Source organism: Nocardia sp. CY41, assembly GCF_009829325.1.
GTDB lineage: Bacteria > Actinomycetota > Actinomycetes > Mycobacteriales > Mycobacteriaceae > Nocardia.
This window is the reverse complement of record NZ_VUOS01000013.1, coordinates 161718-186752: the sequence shown is the minus strand read 5'-3', so window position 1 is coordinate 186752 and position 25035 is coordinate 161718. Positions and strand designations below refer to the sequence as shown.

General features: G+C 67.7%; 28 protein-coding genes. 16 read left to right on the top strand and 12 right to left on the bottom strand.

Translation table 11 applies throughout. From position 1 onward, the window contains the following. Nucleotides 1–16: 16 nt before the first annotated feature. Genes GVY64_RS16085 through GVY64_RS16075 form a run of 3 tightly spaced genes read right to left on the bottom strand, consistent with a single transcriptional unit; the run spans nucleotide 17 to nucleotide 1621 of the window. Complete coding sequence (locus GVY64_RS16085) at nucleotides 17–859, bottom strand: helix-turn-helix domain-containing protein (RefSeq protein WP_159842122.1); 843 nt, start codon at nucleotides 857–859, stop codon at nucleotides 17–19. Beyond that, nucleotides 856–1356, bottom strand: coding sequence for a DUF6879 family protein (locus GVY64_RS16080; protein ID WP_236566865.1), 501 nt, complete (start codon nucleotides 1354–1356; stop codon nucleotides 856–858). Before GVY64_RS16080 ends, GVY64_RS16085 begins: the two co-directional genes overlap by 4 nt. Beyond that, nucleotides 1346–1621, bottom strand: a complete 276-nt coding sequence (locus GVY64_RS16075) for a hypothetical protein (RefSeq protein WP_236566864.1) — start codon at nucleotides 1619–1621, stop codon at nucleotides 1346–1348. Before GVY64_RS16075 ends, GVY64_RS16080 begins: the two co-directional genes overlap by 11 nt. Before the next feature lie 482 nt (nucleotides 1622–2103). Here GVY64_RS16075 and GVY64_RS16070 point away from each other — a divergent pair, with 482 nt between their 5' ends. From GVY64_RS16070 to GVY64_RS16060, 3 genes are all read left to right on the top strand, one after another. Continuing rightward, a complete protein-coding gene (locus GVY64_RS16070) occupies nucleotides 2104–2241 on the top strand; it encodes a hypothetical protein (protein ID WP_159842116.1) in 138 nt (45 codons plus the stop codon). 145 nt (nucleotides 2242–2386) lie between these two features. Further along, nucleotides 2387–2818 (top strand): hypothetical protein, encoded by a 432-nt coding sequence (locus tag GVY64_RS16065; protein ID WP_159842114.1) that lies wholly within the window; start codon nucleotides 2387–2389, stop codon nucleotides 2816–2818. Between the two features lie 13 nt (nucleotides 2819–2831). Next, nucleotides 2832–3038 (top strand): hypothetical protein, encoded by a 207-nt coding sequence (locus tag GVY64_RS16060; protein WP_159842112.1) that lies wholly within the window; start codon nucleotides 2832–2834, stop codon nucleotides 3036–3038. A gap of 413 nt (nucleotides 3039–3451) precedes the next feature. Here the strand turns inward: GVY64_RS16060 and GVY64_RS16055 are convergent, their stop codons facing one another. Both GVY64_RS16055 and GVY64_RS16050 read right to left on the bottom strand, forming a co-directional pair. Then, the gene (locus tag GVY64_RS16055) at nucleotides 3452–4990 is read right to left on the bottom strand and encodes an acyl-CoA synthetase (protein ID WP_159842110.1); all 1539 of its coding nucleotides are present in this window, start codon (nucleotides 4988–4990) and stop codon (nucleotides 3452–3454) included. A gap of 82 nt (nucleotides 4991–5072) precedes the next feature. After that, nucleotides 5073–6110 carry an LLM class F420-dependent oxidoreductase gene (locus GVY64_RS16050; protein ID WP_159842108.1) on the bottom strand — a complete coding sequence of 346 codons (1038 nt, stop codon included), beginning with the start codon at nucleotides 6108–6110 and terminating at the stop codon, nucleotides 5073–5075. 115 nt (nucleotides 6111–6225) lie between these two features. On the opposite strand from GVY64_RS16050, the gene GVY64_RS16045 reads away from it, so the two are divergent. From GVY64_RS16045 to GVY64_RS16025, 5 genes are read left to right on the top strand one after another with little or no spacing between them, the layout of a single operon-like run. Beyond that, the gene (locus GVY64_RS16045) at nucleotides 6226–7191 is read left to right on the top strand and encodes a Zn-ribbon domain-containing OB-fold protein (protein WP_159842106.1); all 966 of its coding nucleotides are present in this window, start codon (nucleotides 6226–6228) and stop codon (nucleotides 7189–7191) included. 12 nt (nucleotides 7192–7203) lie between these two features. Continuing rightward, complete coding sequence (locus GVY64_RS16040) at nucleotides 7204–8241, top strand: thiolase domain-containing protein (RefSeq protein WP_159842104.1); 1038 nt, start codon at nucleotides 7204–7206, stop codon at nucleotides 8239–8241. Next, the gene (locus GVY64_RS16035) at nucleotides 8238–9404 is read left to right on the top strand and encodes a thiolase domain-containing protein (protein WP_159842102.1); all 1167 of its coding nucleotides are present in this window, start codon (nucleotides 8238–8240) and stop codon (nucleotides 9402–9404) included. Before GVY64_RS16040 ends, GVY64_RS16035 begins: the two co-directional genes overlap by 4 nt. 5 nt (nucleotides 9405–9409) lie before the next feature. Next, nucleotides 9410–10294, top strand: a complete 885-nt coding sequence (locus tag GVY64_RS16030; protein WP_159842302.1) for a TIGR03619 family F420-dependent LLM class oxidoreductase — start codon at nucleotides 9410–9412, stop codon at nucleotides 10292–10294. 28 nt (nucleotides 10295–10322) lie between these two features. Next, nucleotides 10323–10739, top strand: coding sequence for a nuclear transport factor 2 family protein (locus GVY64_RS16025; RefSeq protein WP_159842100.1), 417 nt, complete (start codon nucleotides 10323–10325; stop codon nucleotides 10737–10739). Nucleotides 10740–10794: 55 nt separating this feature from the next. Here GVY64_RS16025 and GVY64_RS16020 read toward each other — a convergent pair whose 3' ends face one another. Next, entirely contained in the window at nucleotides 10795–12096 is a 1302-nt protein-coding gene (locus tag GVY64_RS16020) for a cytochrome P450 (RefSeq protein ID WP_159842098.1), read from the bottom strand. Between the two features lie 102 nt (nucleotides 12097–12198). Between GVY64_RS16020 and GVY64_RS16015 the strand changes: the two genes are divergently transcribed. Then, nucleotides 12199–13362 (top strand): steroid 3-ketoacyl-CoA thiolase, encoded by a 1164-nt coding sequence (locus GVY64_RS16015; RefSeq protein ID WP_159842096.1) that lies wholly within the window; start codon nucleotides 12199–12201, stop codon nucleotides 13360–13362. A 359-nt stretch (nucleotides 13363–13721) separates the two neighbouring features. Then, nucleotides 13722–14138: a helix-turn-helix domain-containing protein gene (locus GVY64_RS16010; RefSeq protein ID WP_011207048.1), complete on the top strand. Its 417-nt coding sequence runs from the start codon at nucleotides 13722–13724 to the stop codon at nucleotides 14136–14138. Nucleotides 14139–14429: 291 nt separating this feature from the next. Here GVY64_RS16010 and GVY64_RS16005 read toward each other — a convergent pair whose 3' ends face one another. From GVY64_RS16005 to GVY64_RS15985, 5 genes are all read right to left on the bottom strand, one after another. Then, the gene (locus GVY64_RS16005) at nucleotides 14430–15440 is read right to left on the bottom strand and encodes a hypothetical protein (protein WP_159842094.1); all 1011 of its coding nucleotides are present in this window, start codon (nucleotides 15438–15440) and stop codon (nucleotides 14430–14432) included. After that, on the bottom strand, nucleotides 15437–15952 hold the full coding sequence (locus tag GVY64_RS16000; RefSeq protein WP_159842092.1) for an ImmA/IrrE family metallo-endopeptidase: 516 nt from the start codon (nucleotides 15950–15952) through the stop codon (nucleotides 15437–15439). Before GVY64_RS16000 ends, GVY64_RS16005 begins: the two co-directional genes overlap by 4 nt. An 11-nt stretch (nucleotides 15953–15963) precedes the next feature. Next, nucleotides 15964–17166, bottom strand: coding sequence for a hypothetical protein (locus GVY64_RS15995; protein ID WP_159842090.1), 1203 nt, complete (start codon nucleotides 17164–17166; stop codon nucleotides 15964–15966). A 135-nt stretch (nucleotides 17167–17301) separates the two neighbouring features. Next, a complete protein-coding gene (locus GVY64_RS15990) occupies nucleotides 17302–18213 on the bottom strand; it encodes an SDR family oxidoreductase (protein ID WP_159842088.1) in 912 nt (303 codons plus the stop codon). A gap of 28 nt (nucleotides 18214–18241) precedes the next feature. Further along, nucleotides 18242–19024, bottom strand: coding sequence for an SDR family oxidoreductase (locus GVY64_RS15985; RefSeq protein WP_159842086.1), 783 nt, complete (start codon nucleotides 19022–19024; stop codon nucleotides 18242–18244). 64 nt (nucleotides 19025–19088) lie between these two features. Between GVY64_RS15985 and GVY64_RS15980 the strand changes: the two genes are divergently transcribed. The 5 genes from GVY64_RS15980 (at nucleotide 19089) to GVY64_RS15960 (ending at nucleotide 23497) form a co-directional block, all read left to right on the top strand. Beyond that, a complete protein-coding gene (locus GVY64_RS15980; protein ID WP_159842084.1) occupies nucleotides 19089–19853 on the top strand; it encodes an enoyl-CoA hydratase family protein in 765 nt (254 codons plus the stop codon). A gap of 12 nt (nucleotides 19854–19865) precedes the next feature. Further along, on the top strand, nucleotides 19866–20741 hold the full coding sequence (locus GVY64_RS15975) for a CoA transferase subunit A (RefSeq protein WP_201298030.1): 876 nt from the start codon (nucleotides 19866–19868) through the stop codon (nucleotides 20739–20741). Continuing rightward, entirely contained in the window at nucleotides 20741–21499 is a 759-nt protein-coding gene (locus GVY64_RS15970) for a CoA-transferase subunit beta (protein ID WP_159842082.1), read from the top strand. Before GVY64_RS15975 ends, GVY64_RS15970 begins: the two co-directional genes overlap by 1 nt. Then, complete coding sequence (locus GVY64_RS15965; protein ID WP_159842080.1) at nucleotides 21496–22590, top strand: NAD(P)H-dependent flavin oxidoreductase; 1095 nt, start codon at nucleotides 21496–21498, stop codon at nucleotides 22588–22590. Before GVY64_RS15970 ends, GVY64_RS15965 begins: the two co-directional genes overlap by 4 nt. 433 nt (nucleotides 22591–23023) lie before the next feature. Then, a complete protein-coding gene (locus tag GVY64_RS15960) occupies nucleotides 23024–23497 on the top strand; it encodes a YbhB/YbcL family Raf kinase inhibitor-like protein (RefSeq protein ID WP_159842078.1) in 474 nt (157 codons plus the stop codon). A gap of 193 nt (nucleotides 23498–23690) precedes the next feature. Here the strand turns inward: GVY64_RS15960 and GVY64_RS15955 are convergent, their stop codons facing one another. Continuing rightward, nucleotides 23691–24290 (bottom strand): TetR/AcrR family transcriptional regulator, encoded by a 600-nt coding sequence (locus GVY64_RS15955; RefSeq protein WP_159842076.1) that lies wholly within the window; start codon nucleotides 24288–24290, stop codon nucleotides 23691–23693. A 72-nt stretch (nucleotides 24291–24362) separates the two neighbouring features. Here GVY64_RS15955 and GVY64_RS15950 point away from each other — a divergent pair, with 72 nt between their 5' ends. Continuing rightward, entirely contained in the window at nucleotides 24363–24938 is a 576-nt protein-coding gene (locus GVY64_RS15950; protein ID WP_159842074.1) for a dihydrofolate reductase family protein, read from the top strand. The last annotated feature ends 97 nt before the right edge of the window (nucleotides 24939–25035 follow it).

Sequence of the window (25035 nt, the reverse complement as noted above, 5' to 3'; positions counted from 1 at the left end):
AATACCCCCTGCACGGTCACGGTCGGGGCGTACGGGCGTCCAGCGCCTTGCGGATCAGCTCCCGTGCAGCGTCACCGGTCACGGATTGACCGGCCAGGACATCGAACGTCCGGTGATACACCGCGATCTCTCGCGGCTGAGTGATCGACAGCTCTGCTGTGATGTTCTCGACCAGGACACGGCTCGAATCGAACATCAGAAACGACGTGGTAGCCGTCTCGAACGGTGCCAGCATCGGCACGATACCGAGCGTCACACGTGGCATACCTTGGACAGCTAAGAGCCGGTCGAGCTGGCCGATCATCGTCTGATCGTCGCCAACGGTGGTGTACAACGCTTGTTCACCAAGGACGAAGTGGAACAAGTGATCCCGCTGATACAAGACTTGTTGCCGCTGCATCCGCTTGGATACACCCGCGTCCAGATCGTTCGGAATCTGCTGGAACTCGATTACCTTCCGCAGGATGCCCGCCGCGTAGTCGGCGGTCTGTAGAAGACCGGGAATCAAGACCGGTTCAAACGATCGGATGATCCGAGCTTCGGATTCCCACTTGATCGACGCTTGCTGTCTGCGCTTGGTTCCGGTACCGAGAATCTTCCGCCACTCGAGGTACGCGGTATCGATGTTCTGCCGCGCCGCGTGGAGGTCTGCTAGTTGGTCACCCGCGTTGCAGTGTCGGCAGTACACCGAGATGTCCTCTAGAGACGGGCGTATCCGGCCGTATTCGATCTTTGAGACCTTGCTTGGGTCCCATCCGCTACGGCGTGCCAACTCCGCACCGGACAACCCAGCGGCAACGCGAATACCTCGGAGTTGCGCCCCGAGATATTCGCGCTGCTGGTCAACTGAACCGGTCACTGTGTGACGTAATCCGGAAACGGAGTGGCGAGAGGCCAGAACCGGGCTCGGAGCCCGCGACAGTACGCGGCAATGTGCGGGTCGGTAGTTGCCGCACCGGACCAACCTCCGGACTCCCCGAACGCTGAGAAGACCACTGTTTCGTCATCAAGTAGCCAGTAGTCATCCGAAGGGACTTCCCCGGCATGCTGCCGGGGCAGATATCGAATGTCTTCGCCTGCCCGTACATTGAGCGCTGCCACGGCAAGCGCGAACCGGGTGTAGTCGGTGTGCGGTTCGGTGACGATTCGTACCCGTGTGACCGCTACACCCCGGCTGGTCGTCTCCTGTATCAGCTCGGTCCACGGCTGGAACCATGCGTAGTCATCCGGCTCGTCTGCCAGGAATCGCCGGAACGGTTCATGCTCGTTCGGTTCGGCGTAGGTGTCGAGCACTTCGAGATGAAACGCTTCCCGCTTGCAGGTCCGGAGTAGGTCCGGGAACCCTTCATCGGGCACTAGCAGCACCGTAGAACGTCCTTTCCAGCTTCGGAACCTCGATAGCGGTTTCGCCGTCCGCGATGTCGAGCTGTGCGAGTAGGTCCGGTTCAGTGACCGGCCGACCGGTGAGCCGGAATGTTCCCCGGCCGGTGTCGGTCAACGTCGCACCGATGAACGTATCCGGTTCCAAGAACCCGAGTAGCAGGTGTGGCAACTCGACTGTATCGGCCCGGTCCGTTTTCCATGCTTGGACGACGTACCCGCAGGGGTCGTTCGCCAGCAAGGTAGGGCACCCGTTGTTGGTGCTTCCGCCTTTGCCTAGGAAACGTAACGGCATCTGTGTACCTCCAGATCATGTCGTGCACGAGATTGCACATACAGAACCGATTTTGACTCAGAGATACCACGTAAGCACTGGAAATCTTAGACTCGTGCACGATTGAGCACGATTGTGGACCGGCGCGGTAGACGATTCGTACCGTCGGAGTCGGCCCCCGTGACATGTGCCGTGAACCGGTCACGGGGTGCCTACCACTGGCCTACTACAGGGGTTGAGATGACTGCAGACGGAGATCAACAACGCAGAGGCACAAGGCTTTACCCGTTCCCTGGTGGTGTGTTCGAACGGTGGGATGGCGCCGACGACGCAGAGCCGGGGGTATATATCGAGTTCCACCACCCCCGGCAGTCGTGTAACGGCGCTCGGGCGTTCGGCCCTGGTGAAGCGGAGCGACTCGATCCGGTGGACGACGATGTGGAGCCCGCGTGATGGGGTTGTTCGTGGCGTTCGCTGTCCCGCTGGTCGCGTTCTTCGCTGTGGTGTTCTGGCCTCAGCGGATACCGGAAGAGAAGATCGGGAAACGGATCGAACGCGAAGAGACGCGTCAGCAGGGCGGTATGTAGATGACCGGCGAGGATCTTGCGAAACGCGATCCCGGTATGAAATTGGTCTGTTTGTTCTCTCCAGCTTTGACAAGTGGGAACCTCCAACGCCCGATCTTTTGGAGCGAGTTATGTCCGGTTTGACATCGAAGTGGGGGGATAACCGTTGAAAACCATTACTGGGCTGATCGCTGCGGCCGTGCTGATCGGCATGAGTCCAGCGGTTACCGGCACGGCCCACGCTGCTCGCAGTTGTGATTTCGAGTTCACGCACTCGGTGCCGACAGTGCTACCGCCCCAGATCACGGGCGACGGTATTGCCGCGTGTGATATCCCGCCGGACGAACACATAGTCGTCTTGGCGTTGCAGCACGAGGAGGGCGGTCGGTGGGAGGTGGTCTCGACCCGAACCGATTCGACCATCCCGCCACCGTTCCGGGGCGGTGGACACTCCTACACGGTGTCGGCCGCGTGCTACGCCGGCAAGTGGCGTGTCAGCGTCGGTATACGCGGCAAGATTCAGGGGCACCAGTTCACCTACAACAACGCATCCGGCACGGTGGAGGTACCGGCCTCCAAATGCCCTAACCGGTTCTGACCAGAGGAGCGGTATGTCTACCACGGAACCCCCCGGCGCACTCGACAAGGAAACTTCGGTGCGGCTGAGAGATCAGCTCCAACAAATCACAGAGGAAGCGGGCCGGTACCTCGGTCCGGAGCACCGGGCGATAGCCGCACTGATCCAAGCTGCGCGGGAGTTGGCAGCAGCCACCTTCCCCACGTCGGAGCGGTACGCCGAGTACACGCCGGACGAGTGAGCCCGGAGCGGAATCGAGACGACGGAAGCCCCCAGAGTGCGATCTCGGGGCACCGGTACGTAGCCCGACTAAGGGTGCGCTCCTGAGACCACGTCTCATGTGGCGCATTTCGTCAGATTCTCGAGGCAGGTCAGCGCCGCGGCGAGGATGAGGAACGCGAGGAAGTGTGTGGCTTTGCGGTCGTAGCTACACCACCACTCGAAATACTCGACTTCGGCGGTGACAGCCGCTCGCCGATCCCCTCGCAGGGACGCGCGAATGCGCCCTTCACGGTATTCGTGAAGGGCGCATTCGCTTTCGGCGTCGTCGCGCGGCCGGGTCACAGCCCCAGCGGCCCGGCTGCGCGGCGCGCGCCTACCGTCCGCTGGACGTGGGCCGGGTAGTGCCCGACGCCGTCCGTCCGGCGGCGTGGCTCAGGAGGCGGGGATGTACCGCTCGCGCAGTTTGCGCTTGTAGAGCTTGCCGTTGGGATCGCGCGGCAGTTCGGGTAGATAGTCGATCGACTTGGGCATCTTGTACTTCGCCAATTGCGTGGCGGCGAACGCGAGCAGTTCCTCGGTGAGCGCGTCATCGCCGTCGATCCCGTCGGCGGGCTGCACGACGGCCTTCACTTCCTGACCCCAATCCGGATGCGGGATGCCGAAGACCGCCACGTCGGCGACCTTCGGATGGGTGATCAGGACGTTCTCGACCTCCGCCGGGTAGATGTTCACCCCGCCGGACAGGATCAGGTCCGAACGACGGTCGTGCAGGTAGAGGTAGCCGTCCTCGTCGAGGTGGCCGATGTCGCCGACGGTGAACAGGTCACCGACGCGCGAGTCATCGGTCTTGGCCTTGTCGTGGTGGTATTCGAAACTCGAGGCACCCATGCGCATGTAGACCAGGCCGGGTTCGCCGACCGGCACCTCGGACCCGTCTTCCTCGCTGAGCACCTTGATCACCGACCACGGCCACGCCTTGCCGACCGAGCCCGGTTTCCGCAGCCACTCGGTGCCGTTGATCACCGTGCCGCCGCCCTCGGTGGCCGCGTAGTACTCGGTGACCGTCGGGCCCCACCACTCGAGCATCCGCCGCTTCGTCTCCTGCGGGCAGGGCGCGGCGCCGTGCACCATGCTGCGCAGCGAGGACACGTCGTACTTGGCGCGCACCTCCTCCGGCAGGGCGAGCAGGCGGTGGAACTGGGTGGGCACCATGTGGCTGTGCGTCACGCGGTGCTTGTCGATCAGCCGCAGCATGTCCTCGGCGTCCCAGCGGTCCATCAGCACGAGCTTGTGGCCCAGCTGGATCGAGATGGTCGCGAAGTTCAGCACCGCCGTGTGGTACAGCGGCGAGCCGCAGATGTGCACGTGGTCGTCGTAGGGCGCGAGCTCGAACAGGCCGAAGAACGCGGTGGTGTGCGGTGGGACGACGTCGGGGTCCGCGCCGGTGAGCGGCCGCCGCACGCCCTTGGGCCGTCCGGTGGTTCCGGAGGTGTACAGCATGGGCGCGCCGGTGCTGCGGTCGGACGGACGGCCGGTGTCGGCCGCGCCGAGCCAGGCCACCGACTTGAAGCCTTCGATCTCACCCACCGCGAAGCGCGCCGCCGCGGGCAGCCCGGCCTCGTCGGCGGCGGCCTTGGCGGCGGCGGCGAAACGATCGCTGGCGATGAACGCCTTCGCCTCGCTGTCGGCCAGGATGTAGGCGACCTCCGGACCGGTGAGATGCCAGTTCACCGCGACGATGTACAACCCCGACTGGTAGGCCGCGAAATACGCCGCGATGGCCTCCACACAGTTGTGCACCATGCTCACCAGCACGTCACCGGTGTTCAGGCCGAGCCCGCGCAGGCCGGTGGCGTAACGATTGGCCAGCGTCGCCAATTCGCGATACGTCACCTCCTGGCCCCAGGGATCGACCATCGCGATCCGATCGGGTTCGGCTTCGGCGATGTTCCACAGACCGAGAATTTGCACTGGCTCCTGCGCAGGGGGCTGGTGAGGAGGCGGAGCCGACGGGGCGGGTGAGGCAGTCACCCCAATGAATCTAGAACGTGTTCTACTCTTCGACAAGGGGTGCGAGCCGATGCAATTGCGCGACATCGGGAACCGACACCAGCATCATGGTGACGCCGGCGGCCTCCCACACCCGCAGCTGTTTGCGGACGTGCTCCTCGTCGCCGATGATCGCGGTGTCCAGAATCAGCTCGTCCGGCACCGCCGCGGCGGCCTCCGCCTTCTTGCCCGACTGGAACAACTTGCCGATCTCGTCGACCTCCCGGTCGTAGCCCATCCGCCGGTACACCTGAGCGTGGAAATTCAGTTCCGGGGCGCCCATGCCGCCGATGTAGAGCGCCATGATCCAGCGCATCCGCTCCAGCTCGCTCGCCGGATCGTCGGTGATCACCACCTGGCAACTCGCGGCGATCTCGAAGTCGTCCCGGCTGCGCCGCGCGCCCGCCCGCGCGAAGCCCTCGTCGAGCCACTCGTCGTACATTCCGGCCAGCCGGGGCGCGTAGTAGATGGCCAGCCAGCCGTCGGCGATCTCGGCGGTGAGCGCCACATTCTTCGGCCCCTCCGCACCCAGCCAGATCGGCAAATCCGCACGTAGCGGATGCACGATCGGCTTCAGCGGCTTACCGAGCCCGAGCGAGCCCGGCCCGGTGTAGGGCAGCGGGTAGTGCGGGCCGTCGCTGGTGACGGGCGCCTGCCGGGCCAGCACCTGGCGCACGATCCCGACATACTCGCGGGTGCGCTGCAACGGCTTGGCGAAGGGTTGGCCGTACCAGCCCTCCACCACCTGCGGACCCGAGACGCCCAGGCCGAGGATGGCGCGACCGCCGCTGAGATGGTCGAGGGTGAGCGCGTGCATGGCGGTCGCGGCGGGCGTTCGCGCCGACATCTGCACCACCGAGGTGCCAAGGCGCACCCGCCGCGTGGCCGAGCCCCACCAGGTGAGCGGGCCGAAGGCGTCCGACCCCCACGACTCGGCGGCGAAGACGGCGTCGAACCCGGCTTCCTCGGCCGCCACCACCAGCTCCCCCGCGTTCGCGGGCGGCTGGGCCATCCAGTACCCGAGTTGCAATCCGAACTTCACGCCGGACCCCTTTCCGATCAACTGCTTGCCACCAGAGTTAGAACCTGTTCTACTCGATATCGTGACTCAGGGGAATACTGCATCCACGGCAATCGCTGGTGGTAGCGGCACGGCATTGAACACCGACGCCGTGCCCGAGGTACTCAGCGCGCCCCTGCGGGTGCGTTTCGATTACACCCGCTCCGTCGGCTCCACCATCGGAACCTTCCTGACCGGATTGCGCGACCACAAGATCGTCGGCGTGCGCGGCTCGGACGGCCGGGTGATCGTGCCGCCGCCGGAATACGATCCGATCACCGCCGAACCGCTGACCGAATTCGTCGACGTCGCCGATACCGGCACCGTCGAGTCGTGGACCTGGGTGCGCGAGCCGCTGCCCGGCCAGCCGTTCGACCGCCCGTTCGCCTGGGCGCTGATCCGGCTGGACGGCGCGGACACCACGCTGCTGCACGCCGTCGACGTCGCCGCGCCCGAGGACATCCGGACAGGCTTGCGGGTGACCGCCCGCTGGGCCGAACAGACCGAGGGCAGCATTCGCGACATCCTCTGCTTCGAGCCGGGCGAGAAGTCCGCCGGACCCGTCGAGTCCGCCGCGGCCGACCCGGTCACCATGCTCATCACGCCGGTCGATCTGTCCTACAAGCACACCGCCTCGCCGCAGGAGACCGTCTACCTGCGCGGACTCGCCGAAGGCAAGCTGATCGGCGCGCGCACCGACGCCGCAGGCAAGGTGTACTTCCCGCCGCGCGGCGCGAACCCGACCGATGGCAGGCCGACCGACGAGTTCATCGAACTGTCCGATCGCGGCACCGTGACCACCTTCTGCATCGTCAACGTGCCGTTCCTCGGCCAGCGGATCAAGCCGCCGTACGTCGCGGCCTACGTGCTGCTGGACGGCGCGGACATCCCGGTGCTGCACCTGGTGCTCGGATGCGACGCGAGCGAAGTGCGCATGGGCATGCGGGTGGAGGCGGTGTGGAAGCCGCGCGAGGAGTGGGGCTACGGCCTGGAGAATGTGGACCACTTCCGCCCCTCCGGCGAGCCGGACGCCGACTACGAGACCTATAAGCACCACCTCTGAGAGAGGCGCACGTTGACTGACAACGCCACCGACATCGCGGTCGTGGGTTTCGCCCACGCGCCGCATGTGCCGGAGACCTTCGGCACCACCAACGGTGTCGAGATGCTGGTGCCCTGCTTCCAGCAGCTCTACGACCGGCTCGGCATCACCAAGTCCGACATCGACTTCTGGTGCTCGGGCTCGTCCGATTACCTTGCCGGACGGGCTTTCTCGTTCATCTCGGCGATCGACGCCATCGGCGCGGTGCCGCCGATCAACGAATCGCACGTCGAGATGGACGCCGCCTGGGCGCTGTACGAGGCGTGGGTGAAACTGCGCTCGGGGCAGGCGAAGACGGCGCTGGTGTACGGGTTCGGCAAGTCCTCGGCGGGCACGCTGCGCCAGGTGCTCACCATGCAGCTGGACCCGTACGTGGTCGCGCCGCTGTGGCCGGACGCCTGGTCCATCGCGGGCCTGCAGGCACGCGCCGGTCTCGACGCGGGCCGCTGGACCGAGCTGGACATGGCGGCCGTGGCCGCAGGCGCGTCCGGTGACGCCGACAGCCTGCTCGAACAGCCGTATGTCGCCGATCCGCTGCGGGCGCACGACATCGCGCCGATCACCGACGGCGCGGCGGCGGTCGTGCTCGCCGTGGGCGACCGCGCCCGCGAACTGTGCGAGCGTCCCGCGTGGATCACCGGCATGGCGCATCGGATCGACACTCCCGTGCTCGGCGCGCGCGACCTGACCGTCTCGCCCTCGACGGCCGCCGCGGCCAAGGCGGTCACCGGCGGCGACGTCAGCGGCTTCGACATCGCCGAGCTGCACGCGCCGTTCAGCCATCAGCAGCTGATCCTCGCCGAGGCGATCGGGCTGCCGAACGGCACGAAGGTGAATCCGTCCGGTGGCGCGCTCGCGGCTCACCCGATGTTCGCCGCGGGCCTGGAGCGCATCGGCTTCGCGGCCGAGGCGATCATCGCGGGCTCGGCGAATCGCGCGCTCGCCCACGCCACCAGCGGCCCCGCGCTCCAGCAGAACCTTGTGACCGTTTTGGAATCGGAGAACCGATGAGCTTGCCAGCCGCGGTGCTCGGCACCGGACAAACCCATCACGTGACGAAACGGACCGACGTGTCCATGGCGGGGATGTGCCGTGAGGCCATCGACCGGGCGCTCGCCGACGCCGGTCTCACCATCGCCGATATCGACGCGGTAGTGGTCGGCAAAGCGCCCGACGGATTCGAGGGCGTCATGATGCCCGAGCTGTTCATGGCGGACGCGCTCGGCGCTACCGGAAAGCCGCTGTTGCGGGTGCACACCGCCGGGTCGGTCGGCGGCTCCACCGGCATCGTCGCGACCAACCTGATCCAGGCGGGCGTGCACAAGCGCGTGCTCGCGGTGGCGTGGGAGAAGCAGTCGGAGTCGAACGCCATGTGGGCGCTGTCGATTCCGGTGCCGTTCACCATGCCGGTCGGCGCCGGCGCGGGCGGGTACTTCGCGCCGCACGTGCGCTCCTACATCCGGCGCTCCAACGCGCCTGGCCACATCGGCGCCATGGTCGCGGTGAAAGATCGACGCAACGGCGCCAAGAACCCGCTGGCCCACCTGAAGCAGCCCGACATCACGCTGGAATCGGTGCTCGCCTCCCAGATGCTGTGGGACCCGATCCGCTTCGACGAGACCTGCCCCTCCTCCGACGGCGCGTGCGCGATCGTGCTCGGCGACGCGGAGGCCGCCGAGGCGGTGGAGGCCACCGGCCGGAAGGTCGCCTGGGTGCACGGCACCGCGATGCGCACCGAACCGACCACCTTCGCCGGCCGCGACCAGGTGAACCCGCAGGCGGGCCGGGACGCGGCCGCGGCGCTGTGGGAGGCGGCGGGCATCACCAACCCGCTGGAGGAGATCGACGTGGCCGAGATCTACGTCCCGTTCTCCTGGTTCGAGCCGATGTGGCTGGAGAACCTCGGCTTCGTGCCGCAGGGCGACGGGTGGAAGCTCACCGACAAGGGTGAGACCGAGATCGGCGGCACCCTTCCGGTCAATCCGTCCGGCGGCGTGCTGTCGTCCAACCCGATCGGCGCCTCCGGGCTGATCCGGTTCGCCGAGGCCGCCAAGCAGGTCATGCAGCGGGCCGGGGACTATCAGGTCGAGGGCGCGCGCAAGGCGCTGGGTCACGCGTACGGCGGTGGCTCGCAGTACTTCTCGATGTGGGTGGTCGGATCGGAGCGGCGGTGACCCCGCTGCAGTTCACCGTCGGCATCGCGCTGAGTCCGCTGGACCAGCTGACGGAGCTCGCGAAAACCGCCGAGGAGTGCGGATTCTCCTCCATCGCGCTGCCCGACTCGCTGTTCTACATGAAGTCGGCGGCGGCGAAGTACCCGTACACCGCTGATGGCAGCCGGTTCTGGGGACCGGACACCCCCTGGGTCGACCCGCTCATCGGCGCGACCGCCATGGCCGCCGTCACCAGCCGCATCCGCTTCTACACGAACGTGCTGAAGCTGGGTTCGCGTAACCCATTGTTGCTGGCCCGGCAGGTCGGCTCGGTGGCCAACCTGTCGGGTAACCGCTTCGGTTTCGGCGTCGGCATCGGCTGGGCGCCGGAGGAGTTCGAGTGGTGCGGCGTGCCGTTCGCGCGCCGTGGCGCACGGGTGGACGAGATGATCGAGGTCATCAAACTGGTGCTGGCCGGAGGCATGGTCGAGTACCACGGCGAGTTCTTCGACTTCGATCCGTTGCAGATCAGCCCGGCGCCGACCGAGCCGGTGCCGTTCTACATCGGCGGGCACACCGACGCGGCGCTGCGACGCGCCGCGCGCGTGGGCGACGGCTGGACCTCGGCCATGATGACCTACGACGAACTGCGGCGCACCATCGGCAGGCTCGACGCGCTGCGCGCCGAGTACGGCCGGACCGACGAGCCGTTCGAGATCCAGGCGGTCTGCGTCGATAGGTTCGGCCGGTCCGGCTATCAGGACCTCGCCGACGCGGGCGTCACCGACGCGATCGTGGTGCCCTGGCTGGCCGACGGCATCGGATTCGACGGCGAACTGGCCGCCAAGCAGGACTCGCTGCGCAAGTTCGCGCGGCAATACATCACCGAACCCGTCCTCGCAGCGCGATGAGGACGACTCGCCGGCCAAGGGAGGCCGTATGACCACCACCGACCATCCGGCCCGGGCCGCGGGCCTCGCATCGCAGGCCGCCGTGCGAGCGCGGGACAAGCAGGCGTGGGTCGCGCTGTTCGCCGAAGACGGCATCGTGGAGGACCCCATCGGCCCGTCCGGCTTCGATCCGGAGGGCAAGGGCCACCGCGGCACCGAGGCCATCGCCGCGTTCTGGGACAAGGCGATCGCGAAGACGGATCTGATCGAGTTCCTGTTCGGCGACTCCTTCGCCTGCGGCAACGAAGTCGCCTTCACCGGCACGATCCGCAGCACCATCGGCGGCCACCGGATCGACGCCGACGGCGTGTTCACCTACCGGGTGGACGACGACGGCAAGATCGCCGCACTGCGGGCGTTCTGGGAGGTGGATCGCGCCATGAAGACCGCGCGGCCGGCCGACTGACGCGGCGGACATACGAAAGGGCCCTCGCACTGCGGTGCGAGGGCCCTTTCGTATCTCAGTGCGCGACCGGGCAGGTCTTGTAGTCGACGGGGAACTCCTTGATCCCGTTCAGCCAACCCGACCGCAGCCGCTTCGCGTCGGCGACCTTGGTGATGTCGGGCAGGTGATCGGCGATGGCGTTGAAGATCAGGTCGATCTCCAGCCGGGCGAGGTTCGCCCCGATGCAGAAGTGCGCGCCGGTGCCGCCGAAGGCCAGGTGGGGGTTGTCCGTGCGCATGATGTCGAACTTCTCCGGGTGATCGAAGACCTCCTCGTCGAAGTTGGCCGAGCGGTACAGCATGACCACCCGCTGGCCCTTCTTGATCTGCACGCCGCCGAGCTCGGTGTCCTCCAGCGCGGTGCGCTGGAACGAGGTGACCGGGGTGGCCCACCGGATGATCTCGTCGGCGGCCGTGGCGGGACGTTCCTTCTTGAACAGCTCCCACTGGTCCGGGTTCTCCAGGAAGGCGATCATGCCGTGGGAGATGGCGTTGCGGGTGGTCTCGTTGCCCGCGACGGCGAGCATGATCACGAAGAAGCCGAACTCCTCTTCGGTGAGCTTGTCCCCGTCGACGTCCGCCTCGATCAGCGTGGTCACGATGTCGTCGGCCGGGCACTGCTTGCGCGCGGCTGCCATCTGGTAGGCGTAACCCAGGATCTCCGCCGACGCCGCGACCGGGTCGGCCGTGCTCTCCGGGTCGTCGTAGCCGGTCATGTCGTTGGACCAGGTGAAGACCTTCATCCGGTCTTCCTGCGGGACGCCGATCAGCTCGGCGATGGCCTGCAACGGCAGCTCGCAGGCGACCTGGGTGACGAAGTCTCCCGAGCCCGACTCCGCCGCCGCCTTCACGATCGATTCCGCGCGGGCCGACAGCTCGGCGCGCAGGCCGTTGATGGCGCGCGGCGTGAAGCCTCGCGAAATGATTTTGCGCAGCTTGGTGTGCTCCGGCGCGTCCATGTTCAGCAGGACGATCCGCTGCAGCTCGATCTGCTCCCGGGCGATGTCGTCGTTGAACCGCGGGATGGCGGTGTTCTCGTAGCTGGAGAACACGTCGCTGCGCCGCGAGACCTCCTTGACGTCGGCGTGCTTGCTCACCACCCAGAAGCCGTCGTCGTGGAAGCCGCTGACCTCCGGCGACTGCGGGTTCCACCAGATCGGCGCGGTCCGGCGCAGTTCGGCGAACTCCTCGACCGGAACACGCTCGGCGTAGATGTCCGGGTCCGTGACGTCGAACCCGTCCGGAAGATTCGGCCGGGCATTCCGAGTGTCTACCACCAGATGTCTCCTTCGACAAACTGAAACACGTTCTATAATCATTGAAGCACAGGGGCGAGAACGAGGAAAGAAACCGGACAGATCCGCCCCCGGAAAGTGCTATGAACGCGTTTCAATTTTCTGTCCCATAAGGAAAGGTTGGACATGGGCACACCCGTGATCGTCGAGGCCGCTCGGACCCCGATCGGCAAGCGCGGCGGCTGGCTGTCGGGCCTGCACGCGGCCGAACTGCTCGGCGCGGCCCAACGCGGGCTGCTCGAGCGCGCGCACCTGGACCCCGCGCAGGTCGAACAGGTCATCGGCGGCTGCGTCACCCAGGCGGGCGAGCAGTCCAACAACGTCACCCGGGTCGCCTGGCTGCACGCGGGCCTGCCCTGGCAGGTCGGCGCCACCACGATCGACACCCAGTGCGGATCGGCCCAGCAGGCCAACCACCTCATCGCGGGCCTGATCGCGGCCGGCGCCATCGACATCGGCATGGCCTGCGGCGTGGAGGCGATGAGCCGGGTTCCGCTCGGCGCCAACGTCGGCGAGCACGCCGGGTCGCGCAGGCCCGCGTCGTGGAATATCGACCTGCCCAACCAGTTCGAGGCAGCCGAGCGGATCGCCAAGCGGCGCGGCATCAGTCGCGCGGACGTGGACGCGTTCGGCGCGCGTTCGCAGCGCCTGGCCGGGCAGGCGTGGGCGGAAGGCCGGTTCGATCGCGAGGTGCTCAGCGTCACCGCTCCGGCGGTCGACAAGGAAGGCAATCCCACCGGCGAAAAGCTCGACGTGACACGGGATCAGGGCCTGCGCGAGACCACCGTCGAGGGCCTGGCGAAGCTGAAGCCGGTGCTGGAAGGCGGCGTGCACACCGCCGGGTCGTCCTCGCAGATCTCCGACGGCGCCGCCGCGGTGCTGCTGATGGACGAAAAGGCAGCCGAGCGAGCCGGTTTGCGACCGCGAGCACGGATCGTCACCCAAGCGGTGGTCGGCGCGGAGCCGGAGTTCCACCTCGACGGCCCGGTACAGGCGTGCACCCGGCTGCTGGAGCGGTCCGGCATGACTATCGGCGACATCGACCTTTTCGAGATCAATGAAGCGTTCGCGTCGGTCGCACTTTCGTGGGCTTCTGTACACCAGCCGGACATGGACCGGGTTAATGTCAACGGCGGCGCCATCGCGCTCGGGCACCCGGTCGGCTCCACCGGATCACGCCTCATCACAACGGCTTTGCACGAGCTGGAGCGCTCCGATCGCAGCACGGCAATGGTTCTCATGTGCGCCGGTGGCGCACTCGCGACAGGAACGATCATCGAACGTTTGTGACTTCAACCATTTCGAACGCGTTTGTTGAACGTTCATCCCCTGCGGGCGCAAACGTGTCGTACGCCACACAAACCCATGTACCGCCGAGTCCATGAGATGTCAGCTATCTTGCGGCTATCAAGACCCCTTGCGACGGGACCGCAGCGACGGGCCAGAACCGGTTCGTACCGCGGCTTCTCGAGAGGCCTTGGGGTGACCCGCAAACGCGACCGTCCCAGCCCCTTCGCCGCCTTCCGACCTAGAAGCTTCAAGGAAATCCGGAATCAGGCGTAGGTTTTCAGTTACTGAGCCGCTAATATCAATGATACGTATCCGAGATAACGACTGTTAGTACAGCGAAGGGAATTGGGCGGCTCACAATGGCTGATTTCGCGGCGCGGCTGAACAAGCTGTTCGAAACCGTGCATCCCCCGGGGCGTAAGCCGCACACCAACGCGGAGGTTGCGGCGGCGCTGACGGCCTCCGGACATCCGATCTCGAAACCGTACCTGTCGCAGTTGCGGTCGGGACAACGGACGAACCCGTCGGATGAGACGGTGGCCGCCCTGGCGAAGTTCTTCAAAGTCAAGCCGGACTACTTCTTCAACGACATCTATGCCGCCAAGATCGATCACGATCTGGAGCTGCTGTCCCAGCTGCAGGGCTACGGACTGCGACGGCTGTCGAGTAGAGCGTTCGACTTGTCCGAAGAATCACAGAACCTGCTCACGTCTATGGCGGAGAAGTTGCGGGCAAGCGAAGGGTTGCCCGAAATTCCTCCGGACGGCACCGAATAGGTTCTCCTGCACGGCAGCACAGTGCGACCCACCGGGTCGCACTGTGCTGTGTTATGCGCGCGTAAGCGGGCGCAGCACACGACCGGTGTGCGATCTGCCCCGAGAAATTGGGGCACGGCCGCACGCCGGTTAGTGCTGCGGTCCGGGTGAGGTATGCACATAAGCGCATTCGGCGCGACGCAACGGCCCTCGTTCGCGCCGAACGAGATTCCCGATCCAACCGGTCTGTCCGAATAGTCCGACCGCGCGCACCTATTTTGCGCCGGATTGATCACATTCGCGCGAAGTCGATCAATTTCGAGCGGGTGCGGACGCGATCGTCCGATAGGCCCGCGCGACGGCCTGCACCCAACCGCGCGGACTAATGCCTTCGGGCGGAGCTATCCACCGCGCGTCCACCACGAACTCCCCTGCCGGGTCGCGCACCCATCGCGCCACCCGGTCCGCCCGGTCGGCCACCGAGGCGGGTGGCGGCGCCAGCTCCGCCAGCACGAGTCCGCCGCCGGACTGCAGATACAGCGCATCGATGATCTGCGCCACCTGATCGGAAGCCCTGAGTTGCGTGGAGAATCCACCCGGCTCGTGCGCGACCACCTCGGGAAAACGACCGACCATGGTCCGATGCAGTGCGCGGATCCGACGCAACAACACCCGCGCGCGCACCCAGAGTTCCACCACGATCCACACCGCGCCGAGCGCGACGAGCAGGCTCGCGAGCTCCCAGATCGGCCACGCCCAAGCCGGGTCGCCGGGCGCCGGCCGGGGCGCGTGCTTGAACGCGCGCCCGATCCGGCCCGCCGCCAGCCCCGCGACCACCGCGGTGCCCGCCGTGTAGAGCGCGATGCCGCGGCCGAGCGCGGTCCAGTCCAGATTGCGCAGACCGGTGACCACGACGAACGCGCACCCGACGGCCACGACCACCCACCCGAAGGTGAACGACCAGGCGAGCGTCAGCACCATCGCGATCAGCCCGACGCCGTAGAGCAAGCAGGCGATCTGCCGCAGATTCCGCCGCGAGACCACCGGCCAGGCGGCCGAGGCGACCACCGAGGTGGCCGTCGCGAAAGCGATCCAGCTCGCGGTGACGACTCCGTCGGACAGCCGGCCCGCGTGCACGCCGCCCGGGACGAGATTGTCCACTGCGACCGCGATCTCGGGCACCGCGACGGTGGCCGCCACCGCGACGACGGCGACCGCGACGACGATCGCGACCCGGGCCGTCGTCGCGGGCTTGACCAAGACGCGCCCCACCCGCGCACCGGCGGCCATCCAGACCAGCAGAGCCGTCGACCACAGCGTCATCCGAGCGCCTCGTCGAATCGAAGGACCGAGACGCCCGCGCCCCGGCTGTTGAACACGCGCAGCCGGGTCATCAGCATCGCGGCGAACGTCTCGGCTTCCCACTCGGCCAGCTCGTCGGCGCCGTCGTCGACGATCTGCTGATGCGCGCGCCGGCTGAGCATGTAGGCGATCAGGTCGTCGCTCGCTGCCAGCGTCACTTCGGACGCGGGCGCGCCTTCGTGGTCGAAGACGATGTGGCCGAGTTCGTGGGCGAGGGTGTGCTCACGGCTCGGCAGCGTCTCCGCGAGCACGATCACGTCCCGGTCGGGATAGCGGCGGCGCTGTCCGCAGACACCGGGACCCAATCGCGCACTGGCGATCTCGATCTTCCGGCGCCGCTCGCCCGCGATCGCCAGGACGACCTCGTCGAGAGTGGTCGCGTCGAAGTCGGCCGCCACCGCGCACACGGCGTCGACGGCGGCGGCGACCCGGCGATAGGACCGCGTGCTGCCGCGAGTCCGGCTCTCGCTCATCGGCGGCCTCCTCAGGACCTCGGGAAGAACTGGGCCCGCGCCGCGTCGATCCTGGCCTGTGCGGCCGCCGCGCTCCGGAAGCTGATCACGCCGCATGCCGCGCCCGCCGATCCGAGCGCGATCAGTCCCCCGATCACGGACAACAGTTCCGGCGCGGGAACGACATCGGTGGAGTTGACCGGGTGGACCGCCGGGGGCGCGGGCTGCCGCGCCTGCGGCGGCGCGGGCGCGGAGAGGTCGGGGGCAGGGGCGGCGAGCGGCGGAATCGTCCAAGCGCCTATCGGAATGGGCGGGATTTCCGGTGCAACGAGGCGGGGTGCGGGAGGAATCGTCACGAGTGGCAGCGCTGGGGCGGGGGGTGCGGTCGCCTGCGGTAGCGGAATCAACAACAGCAGCAATGGACTCGCGGACCCGACGGCCGCCGAACCCACCGCGGCGGAGCCCGTTGCCGCCGAACCGGTGGCGGCGGAACCGACGGCCGCGGACCCGATGCCTGCCGAGCCGACTGCGGCGGAACCGGTGGCGCCCACGACAGCCGAACCGGCGCCCAGCGCGGCCGAACCAGTACCCCCCAAGGCGGCCGAACCAGTGCCCGACGCAGCGGCCCCAGCGCCCAACGCAGCCGAACCGGTGGCGCCCACGGCAGCGGAGCCGGCACCGAGGGCGGCGGAACCGGTGGCGCCCACGACAGCCGAACCGGTGCCCAGCGCGGCGGAGCCCGTTGCCAGTGCGGCCGAACCGGTACCCGAGACCGCCGAACCGGTACCGGCGGCAGCGGAGCCCACGGACGCCGAACTCGCGCCGAGTGCGACGCCCAGGCCGGCCGAGCCGGACCCGAGGACGAGCGCGAGGCCGGCGGAACCCGAGCCGAGCACCACGCCGAGTCCAGCCGAGCCCGGCCCGAGCACAACTCCCGCCCCGGCGGACCCAGCGGCCGCCGAACCCGCTGCGGCAGAACCTTCTGCCGCCGAACCCGCTGCGAGCGAACCGGTTCCGGCGGTGGGCTGGGCCGGGGGCGCGCTGGTCTCCGATTGCTGTCCGGGCAGGGTCAGCGGATACCAGGAATCGCCGCTGTCATAGGGCGGCGGAGCGGGGTCCGCGACGCACGAGGGGCAGGGGCGTCCGACGTCGGCGAAGGCCGGGCTGCCTAGCAGCGCAGCGCCCAGGACGGCGCCCGCTACCGCAGGCACACGGGCTGCGCGACCTCCTGCCATGCGCCGAGCCTTCCCCTCATCAGTCGAAGCGCAGTTCTGTGCCCGGTCGTCACTCACACACGGGACTTTCCGAACGGATGGGTGCCCATACTAAACCCAGGCCCGCGAACGCGCTCTCGAAAGGGGCGAGGCCGATCAGGCCCCGTACACCGGCTCCGGCGGAGTCGCTTTGGCGATCAGATCGGCCACGACGGGTCCGAGCTCGGCCGGATCCCAGCGGGCGCCGCGGTCCACGGCCACGCCGTGCCGCCAGCCGTCGGCCAGCGCCACCTTGCCGCCCTCGACCTCGAACACGCGCCCCGTCACCGCCGCCGACTGCGCGCTGCCCAACCACACGACCAGCGGGGACACGTTCTCCGGCGCCATCGCGTCGAAGCCGTTCTCGGGTCTGGCCATCATGTCCGCGAACACCGTCTCGGTCATCCTGGTGCGCGCGGACGGGGCGATCGCGTTCACCGTCACGCCGTAGCGCGCGAACTCGGCGGCGGCGGTCAGCGTCAGGCCCGCGATACCCGCCTTGGCCGCGCCGTAATTGCTCTGGCCGACGCTGCCCTGCAGACCCGCGCCGGAGCTGGTGTTGATGATCCGGCCGTCGACCGGACGGCCCGCCTTGGCCTCACCGCGCCAGTACTCGATCGCGTGCCGCATGGTGGCGAAATGGCCCTTCAGGTGGACGCGGACCACCGCGTCCCACTCGTCCTCGCTCAGGTTGACCAGCATCCGGTCGCGCACGAATCCGGCGTTGTTGACCAGCACGTCGAGCTTGCCGAAGGTGTCGACGGCCTGCTGCACGAGCCTGCGCGCGCCTGCCCAGTCGGCGACGTCGTCGCCGTTGGCCACGGCTCGTCCGCCCAGCGCCTCGATCTCGGCCACCACCTGCGCGGCGGGTGTTTCCGCGGTGGCCGCGCCGTCCAGCGTAGAACCGATGTCGTTCACCACCACGTCGGCGCCCGCCGCGGCGAAGGCGAGAGCGTGCGCGCGGCCGATGCCCCGGCCCGCGCCGGTGACGATGACGACGCGCCCGGCGCAGATCTGCTCGGTGTCCATATGTGTCCTTCTTCGTGTCCGGTCTTGTTCAGGACTGCTGGTCGGCGTTGGAGGCGGCGAGGAAGGCGGGCCGTTCGCCGCCGCCGTGCACCAGGAGCGTCGCGCCGCTGACATAGGCGGCCAGCGGCGAGGCGAGGAAGACGGCGCAGCGGCCGACGTCGTCGGGGCGGGCCATGCGCCCGAGCGGGATGGTCCGGCCCACCGCGTCCACGCCGTCCTGATCGCCGTAGTGCATCCGGCTCAACTCGGTGTCGACCGGGCCGACCACCAGCGAGTTGACCCGCACCTTGGGCGCCCACTCGACGGCGAGCGAGCCGGTGAGGCTGTCCATGCCCGCCTTGGCCGCGCCGTAGGCCGCGGTGCCGGGCGAGGGGCGATGTCCGCTGACGCTGGAGATGTTCACGATGGAGCCGCCGTCGTCCTGTCGCTGCATCACCGCGTTGGCGGTCTGCGCCAGCAGCAGCGGAGCGAGCAGGTTCAGCTCGACGATCTTGGCGTGGAAGTTCTTGCTCGCTTCGGCGGCGAGCGCGAAGGGAGCGCCGCCCGCGTTGTTGACCAGATGGTCGAGGCGGCCGTGGCGTTCGGTGATCGTTTCGACCAGCGCGCGCACCGCGTCGGCGTCCCGTACATCGCACGGGAGGTAGTCGATGGCGCGCCCGTCCACTTCGACGGGCGCGTCGGCCGGTCGCCGCGCACACGCCACGACGGTCGCGCCCGCGGCGAGGAACGCCTTGCTCACGCCCGCGCCGACACCGCGCACGCCGCCGGTCACCAGAACGACGTGCCCGGCCAGATCGATTTCGAGTGCCACCGTGCTAACCTACCAAGCAACTGCTTGCTTTGCCAATGCGCTGGTACACACGATGGGACTTGCCATGGGGATCAACCGCCACTCCGAAGCGACCGGGATCAGCGTGGTCACGGTCGACTATCCGCCGGTCAACGCCATCCCGACCGACGGCTGGTTCGCCATCGCCGACGAAGTGCGCGCGGCGGGACGCGACCCGGACACCAAGGTGGTGGTGCTGCGCGCGGAGAACCGCGGGTTCAACGCGGGCGTGGACATCAAGGAGATCCAGAGCAAGCCGGGCCACCAGGCGCTGATCGACGCGAACCACGGCTGTTTCGAGGCGTTCGCGGCGGTGTACGAGTGCCAGGTGCCGGTGATCGCCGTGGTCCAGGGCTTCTGCCTGGGCGGTGGCATCGGCCTGGTGGGCAATGCGGATGTCGTGATCGCCTCCGACGACGCCACCTTCGGGCTGCCCGAGGTCGACCGCGGCGCGCTCGGCGCGGCCACCCACCTCGCCCGCCTGGTGCCCCAGCACCTGATGCGCGCGCTGTTCTACACCGCGAGCACCATCACCGCGCAGCAGTTGCACCACTACGGCTCGGTCTACCAGGTGGTGCCGCGCGCCGAACTCGACGCCGCCGCCCTGGAGCTGGCCAAGAACATCGCGGCCAAGGACGGCCGGGTGATCCGGGCGGCGAAGCGGGCCCTCAACGGCATCGACGTGCAGGACGTGCACCGCAGCTACCGATACGAGCAGGGATTCACCTTCGAACTCAACCTCGCCGGCGTCGCCGACGAGATCCGCGCCCGGTTCGACGACGACCTCGCGGCGCGCAAGAGCGGGCAGTAGAGAGGAACTTCCATGCGAGACAAGCGGATGTCGCTCGACGAGGTCGTCGGCGAGCTGCGCAGCGGGATGACGATCGGCCTCGGCGGCTGGGGGTCCCGGCGCAAGCCCATGGCGCTGGTGCGAGCCATCCTTCGTTCGGACATCACGGATCTGACCGTGGTCAGCTACGGCGGGCCGGATCTCGGGCTGCTGTGCTCGGCGGGCAAGGTGCGCAAGGCGTACTACGGTTTCGTGTCGCTGGATTCGGCGCCGTTCTACGACCCGTGGTTCGCCGAAGCGCGCACCTCCGGCGCGCTGGCCGCCCGCGAGATGGACGAAGGCATGCTCAAGTGCGGCCTGGAGGCGGCGGCTGCGCGACTGCCGTTTCTGCCGATCCGCGCCGGGCTCGGCTCCGATGTGCCGAACTTCTGGGAGGGCGAGCTGAAGACGGTCGAATCGCCGTATCCCGTCGACGGCACGCCCGAGACGCTGATCGCCATGCCCGCGCTGAATCTGGACGCGGCGCTGGTGCACCTCAACCTCGGCGACCAGCACGGCAATGCCGCCTACACCGGCGTCGATCCGTACTTCGACGACCTGTTCTGCCTGGCGGCACAGCGCCGCTACGTCGCGGTCGAGCGCGTGGTGGAGACCGAGGAGCTGGTGAAAACCGTTCCCCTGCAAGCGCTGTTGCTCAACCGCATGATGGTGGACGGCGTGGTCGAGGCCCCTGGCGGCGCGCACTTCACCCTGGCCGCCGACGACTACGGCCGGGACGAGAAGTTCCAGAAGCACTACGTCGAATCCGCGAAGACGCCGGAGACGTGGCAGCTGTTCATCGACACCTATCTGACCGGCTCGGAGGAGCAGTACCAGGCCGCCGTCCGCCGATTCGCCGAGGAGGCGTGATGACCAGCATCGAAACCGTCACCCGCGCCGAGATCTGCGCCGTCGCCTGCGCGGAGATCTTCAGCGGCGCCGGGGAGATCATGGCCAGCCCCATGTCACCGATGTCGATCATCGGAGCGCGCCTGGCCAAACTCACCACCGAACCCGATCTGCTGCTGTCCGACGGTGAGGCGCTGCTGTTCGCCGAGACTCCCCCGCTGGGTGGCAAGGCGCCCATCGAAGGCTGGATTCCGTTCCGGAGGGTCTTCGATGTCGTGGCGTCCGGACGGCGGCACGTGGTGATGGGCGCCAACCAGATCGACCGGTTCGGCAATCAGAACCTCTCGGCGTTCGGATCGTTGCAGCAGCCCACTCGCCAGATGTTCGGTGTGCGTGGCGCGCCGGGCAACACGATCAACCACGCCACCAGCTACTGGGTCGCGCGGCACACGAAGCGTGTGTTCACCGACCGGGTCGACATCGTCTCCGGCGTGGGATACGACAAGGTCGACGCGACCAACCCGGCCTACCGCTTCCACCACCTGCATCGCGTGGTGACCAACTTGGGCGTCTTCGATTTCGGAGGACCCGGCCACACCATGCGCGCGCGCAGCCTCCATCCCGGCGTCACCGCCGACGAGGTCGCCGCGAACACCTCGTTCGAGATCGCCGGTCTCGCCGAAGCGGGCCGGACCCGGCAACCCACCGCCGAGGAGCTGCGGCTGATCCGGGAGGTGCTCGACCCCAAGAAGATTCGCGAAACCGAGGTCCCGTCATGAGCCCGCGCCTGCGCACCGCGCTGACCGATCTGGTCGGCATCGAACACCCGATCGTGCAGACCGGGATGGGCTGGGTCGCCGGCCCGAGCCTGGTCTCGGCCACCGCCGAGGCGGGCGGACTGGGCATCCTCGCCTCCGCCACCATGACGTTCGCCGAACTCGAGGCGGCCATCGCGAAGACCAAGGCGCAGACCGCGAGACCCTTCGGCGTGAACATCCGCGCCGATGCGGCGGACGCCCCCGAGCGGATCGATCTGCTGATCCGGGAGAAGGTGGCGGTCGCGTCGTTCGCGCTCGCCCCCAAGCAAGATCTGATCGCGAAGCTGAAGGACGCGGGCGTGGTGGTCATCCCGTCGATCGGCGCGGCCAAGCACGCGGTCAAAGTCGAGTCCTGGGGCGCCGACGCGGTGATCGTGCAGGGCGGCGAAGGTGGCGGACACACCGGCCCGGTGGCCACCACCCTGCTGCTGCCCTCCGTGCTGGACGCGGTGGACATCCCCGTGGTCGCGGCCGGCGGGTTCTTCGACGGGCGCGGCCTGGCCGCCGCCCTGGCCTACGGCGCGGCGGGCGTCGCCATGGGCACCCGGTTCCTGCTCACCCGGGAGAGCACCGTTCCGGACGCCGTCAAGCAGGAGTACCTGCGGCGACAGCTCCAGGACACAGTGGTGTCGCTCAAGGTCGACGGCATGCCGCATCGCGTGCTGAACACCGAACTGGTGCAGCGGCTGGAACATTCGGGCCGCTGGCGCGGGCTCACCGCCGCGGTGCGCAACGCGGCTCGGTTCAAGAGCATGACGGGCATGAAGTGGTCCACCATGATCCGCGACGGCCTGGCCATGCGAAAGACCAAAGACCTCACCTGGTCCCAGGTGGTGATGGCCGCGAACACGCCGATGCTGCTGCGCGCCGGATTGGTCGAGGGCAACACCGAGGCGGGCGTGCTCGCCGCGGGGCAGGTCACCGGGATCATCGATGACCTCCCCACATGCAAGGAGTTGATCGATCGGATCGTCACGGACGCGGTGGGGCGGATCGAGACGATCGCAAAGCTCGCCGCGGACAAGCAGTCGGCGGCTACCGGATCGGACTGAACTGGACGGAGTCACTCATGACGGCGGCTGCGAGGGCGGCCGCCGTCACTCCGTGTCGAATCAGAGGGGCCCGCGCGGGCGGTAGACGTGATGTGGTCGCCGAGCACGCGCCCAATTCGGCTGCGAACGACAGCCCCCGGTTTTCAGGCGACCCGGACCGAGCCGCGTCAGGGCCATCACGTCGCGCGGTCGAGTACGTCGGAACCGGTTCGATGACCGGGGAGGGCGGCCCGTGCGGAGTACCGACTGCCGATAACTGCACATTCGCGGCTGAGCCTGGTCGATCGACAGTCGTCGGCTTACGCTGGGCTGATAACGACATACCGGGTTCGCCTGGTATCCGCCGTCGTGGCGCCCCTGGCTCGTCCGCACGGACCGGCCCAGGCGAATCGCTGGACTCGACCACTGTCCCTCGACCCGAGCGGAGGCCGCGATGCCCGCGACGACCGAGATCTCGGTGCGTAGTAGCGCTTTCAACCATGGCGACCCGATCCCGGCGGTCTACACCTGCCACGGCCGAAACGAACCGCCGCCTCTGACGTGGACCGCCCCTGAGCAAGCCGCCAACCTCGCACTGATCGTGGACGACCCCGACGCTCCCAGCGGCCTGTTCACGCACTGGGTGGTCAGCAATATCCCGCCGACCACCACGTCCACCGAGGAGGGGAAGACACCCGCGGGTGGCGTGGTGAGCCTGAACAGCGCCGACAAAGCCGAATACTTCGGCCCGTGCCCACCCGCGGGCACGGGTGTGCACCACTACCGATTCATCGTGTACGCGCTTTCCCGCCCTGTGCTGGTGGACTCGCGAACCGCACCGAACGACGCGAGAACCGCGATCGTCGACGCGAGCCTCGGCGACGGCCAGCTCATCGGCACCTACACCGTCGACCAGCGGACACGCTGAGGCTTGCCCTGGCGTGGGGCGTTCGAGGCCGACCGCCCCAGGCGCCGGTCCGGAGAACGATCGCGCAGGACAGAAATGGCGCGGTGGTAACCAACTGCCCGTGGGCGGCAACCGGTAAGACATGCGCGCAGACGGCGACTCGAGCGGCGGCGGACGCAAGCGACGCGACGAGTTCACCGGCTGGTGACGTGCGTCAAGGGTTGGCGTCGGCGACCTGGGTGGTGGCGGGGATCGCGCGCTCCACGATCGTCCGCACCAGTTCGGCGGCGCGTTGCTCGTCGAAAATGCCCGGGAGGGTGAGTCGTTCGAGGATGAGCCAGTTCAGGGCGAGATAGAGCAGCACAACGGCGTCCTCGTCGCCGGGCAGTTCGGACTCCCGATAGTTGGCGATATTGAAGTCCAGATCCGCGCGCACCCGCTCGGTGAGCAATGCCTGCAGTTCGGGACGCCGGGTGGCCTCCAGCCGCAGTTCCAGGATCGCGAGATAGCCGGTGCGGAAATGAGAGACCCGGTCGACCACCTCGGTCATGAGTTCGGTCATGCTCTCGCGGGTTTGCGGCCCACGCGATTTCGCCATGGCGTCGTCGCTGGGAATCAGTCGCTCGTAATAGCGGTGACCCACCTGGACGAGCAGGGCATCCCGATTGGGGAAGTAGTTCGAGGCGGTCCCGGCGGGCACGCCCGCCTCCTGATCGACCGCCCGGAAAGTCAGGCCGCGGGCCCCGTCACGGGCCAGGACCTCGATCGATGCATCCAGTAGAGCCTGACGGCGTTCCGGATTCGTGCGCACCACTTGACACCACTCCATTCGTAGTACTACGGTTCAAATCACTTCGTTCAGAGTACTACATACTAGGCGGTCAAAATGCGAAAGCTCGTCTACTACGTTGCGGTCTCCCTCGACGGCTACATCGCAGGTCCGCAGGGGGAATACGACTTCTATCCGTTCAATGAGGACATGATGGCGTGGATCAATCCGCGCTATCCGGAGACGGTGCCGACGCAGATCCGCGAGTCCGTCGGCATGGCCCTCGACACGCCCAACAAGACCTTGGACACCGTGCTCATGGGCCGCGGCGCCTACGAGCCGGGCCTCGCGCAGGGCGCCACCAGCCCGTACAACCACTTGAAGCAGTACGTCTTCTCCAGCACTCTCCCACCGGTGGACAACCCGCAGGTGGAGGTCGTCGACACCGATCCGGTGGAGCTGGTCCGGCGACTGAAGAAGGAGGAGGGCCTGGATATCTGGCTCTGCGGCGGCGGCAATCTGGCCGGGCAGCTCCTCGGCGAGGTCGACAAGCTGATCATCAAGAGCTATCCCGTGATCGCGGGCGACGGCATCGGGGTCTTCACGGGCAATTTCCAGCCGACGCAATTCAAGGTCACTCAGCGCAAAGAGTTCAGCAGCGGCGCGCAGATGACCTGGTTCGACCGGGCCTGACCAGGCGCGAACCCGCCGGTATTCCGGCACTTCACGAGTTTTCGAAAAGGCGGTACCGATATGCGAAAGCAACGCAGCACCTTCCCGAGCCAGAGCA

What these genes read in the sequence shown, in the direction of transcription:
- GVY64_RS16060 (WP_159842112.1), top strand. Translation starts at nt 2,832, where the DNA reads ATGTCTACCACGGAACCCCCCGGCGCACTCGACAAGGAAACTTCGGTG.
- GVY64_RS16035 (WP_159842102.1), top strand. Translation starts at nt 8,238, where the DNA reads ATGAGCTTGCCAGCCGCGGTGCTCGGCACCGGACAAACCCATCACGTG.
- GVY64_RS16025 (WP_159842100.1), top strand. Translation starts at nt 10,323, where the DNA reads ATGACCACCACCGACCATCCGGCCCGGGCCGCGGGCCTCGCATCGCAG.
- GVY64_RS16020 (WP_159842098.1), bottom strand. Translation starts at nt 12,096, where the DNA reads ATGATTATAGAACGTGTTTCAGTTTGTCGAAGGAGACATCTGGTGGTA.
- GVY64_RS16015 (WP_159842096.1), top strand. Translation starts at nt 12,199, where the DNA reads ATGGGCACACCCGTGATCGTCGAGGCCGCTCGGACCCCGATCGGCAAG.
- GVY64_RS16010 (WP_011207048.1), top strand. Translation starts at nt 13,722, where the DNA reads ATGGCTGATTTCGCGGCGCGGCTGAACAAGCTGTTCGAAACCGTGCAT.
- GVY64_RS16005 (WP_159842094.1), bottom strand. Translation starts at nt 15,440, where the DNA reads ATGACGCTGTGGTCGACGGCTCTGCTGGTCTGGATGGCCGCCGGTGCG.
- GVY64_RS16000 (WP_159842092.1), bottom strand. Translation starts at nt 15,952, where the DNA reads ATGAGCGAGAGCCGGACTCGCGGCAGCACGCGGTCCTATCGCCGGGTC.
- GVY64_RS15995 (WP_159842090.1), bottom strand. Translation starts at nt 17,166, where the DNA reads ATGGCAGGAGGTCGCGCAGCCCGTGTGCCTGCGGTAGCGGGCGCCGTC.
- GVY64_RS15990 (WP_159842088.1), bottom strand. Translation starts at nt 18,213, where the DNA reads ATGGACACCGAGCAGATCTGCGCCGGGCGCGTCGTCATCGTCACCGGC.
- GVY64_RS15980 (WP_159842084.1), top strand. Translation starts at nt 19,089, where the DNA reads ATGGGGATCAACCGCCACTCCGAAGCGACCGGGATCAGCGTGGTCACG.
- GVY64_RS15975 (WP_201298030.1), top strand. Translation starts at nt 19,866, where the DNA reads ATGCGAGACAAGCGGATGTCGCTCGACGAGGTCGTCGGCGAGCTGCGC.
- GVY64_RS15970 (WP_159842082.1), top strand. Translation starts at nt 20,741, where the DNA reads ATGACCAGCATCGAAACCGTCACCCGCGCCGAGATCTGCGCCGTCGCC.
- GVY64_RS15965 (WP_159842080.1), top strand. Translation starts at nt 21,496, where the DNA reads ATGAGCCCGCGCCTGCGCACCGCGCTGACCGATCTGGTCGGCATCGAA.
- GVY64_RS15960 (WP_159842078.1), top strand. Translation starts at nt 23,024, where the DNA reads ATGCCCGCGACGACCGAGATCTCGGTGCGTAGTAGCGCTTTCAACCAT.
- GVY64_RS15950 (WP_159842074.1), top strand. Translation starts at nt 24,363, where the DNA reads ATGCGAAAGCTCGTCTACTACGTTGCGGTCTCCCTCGACGGCTACATC.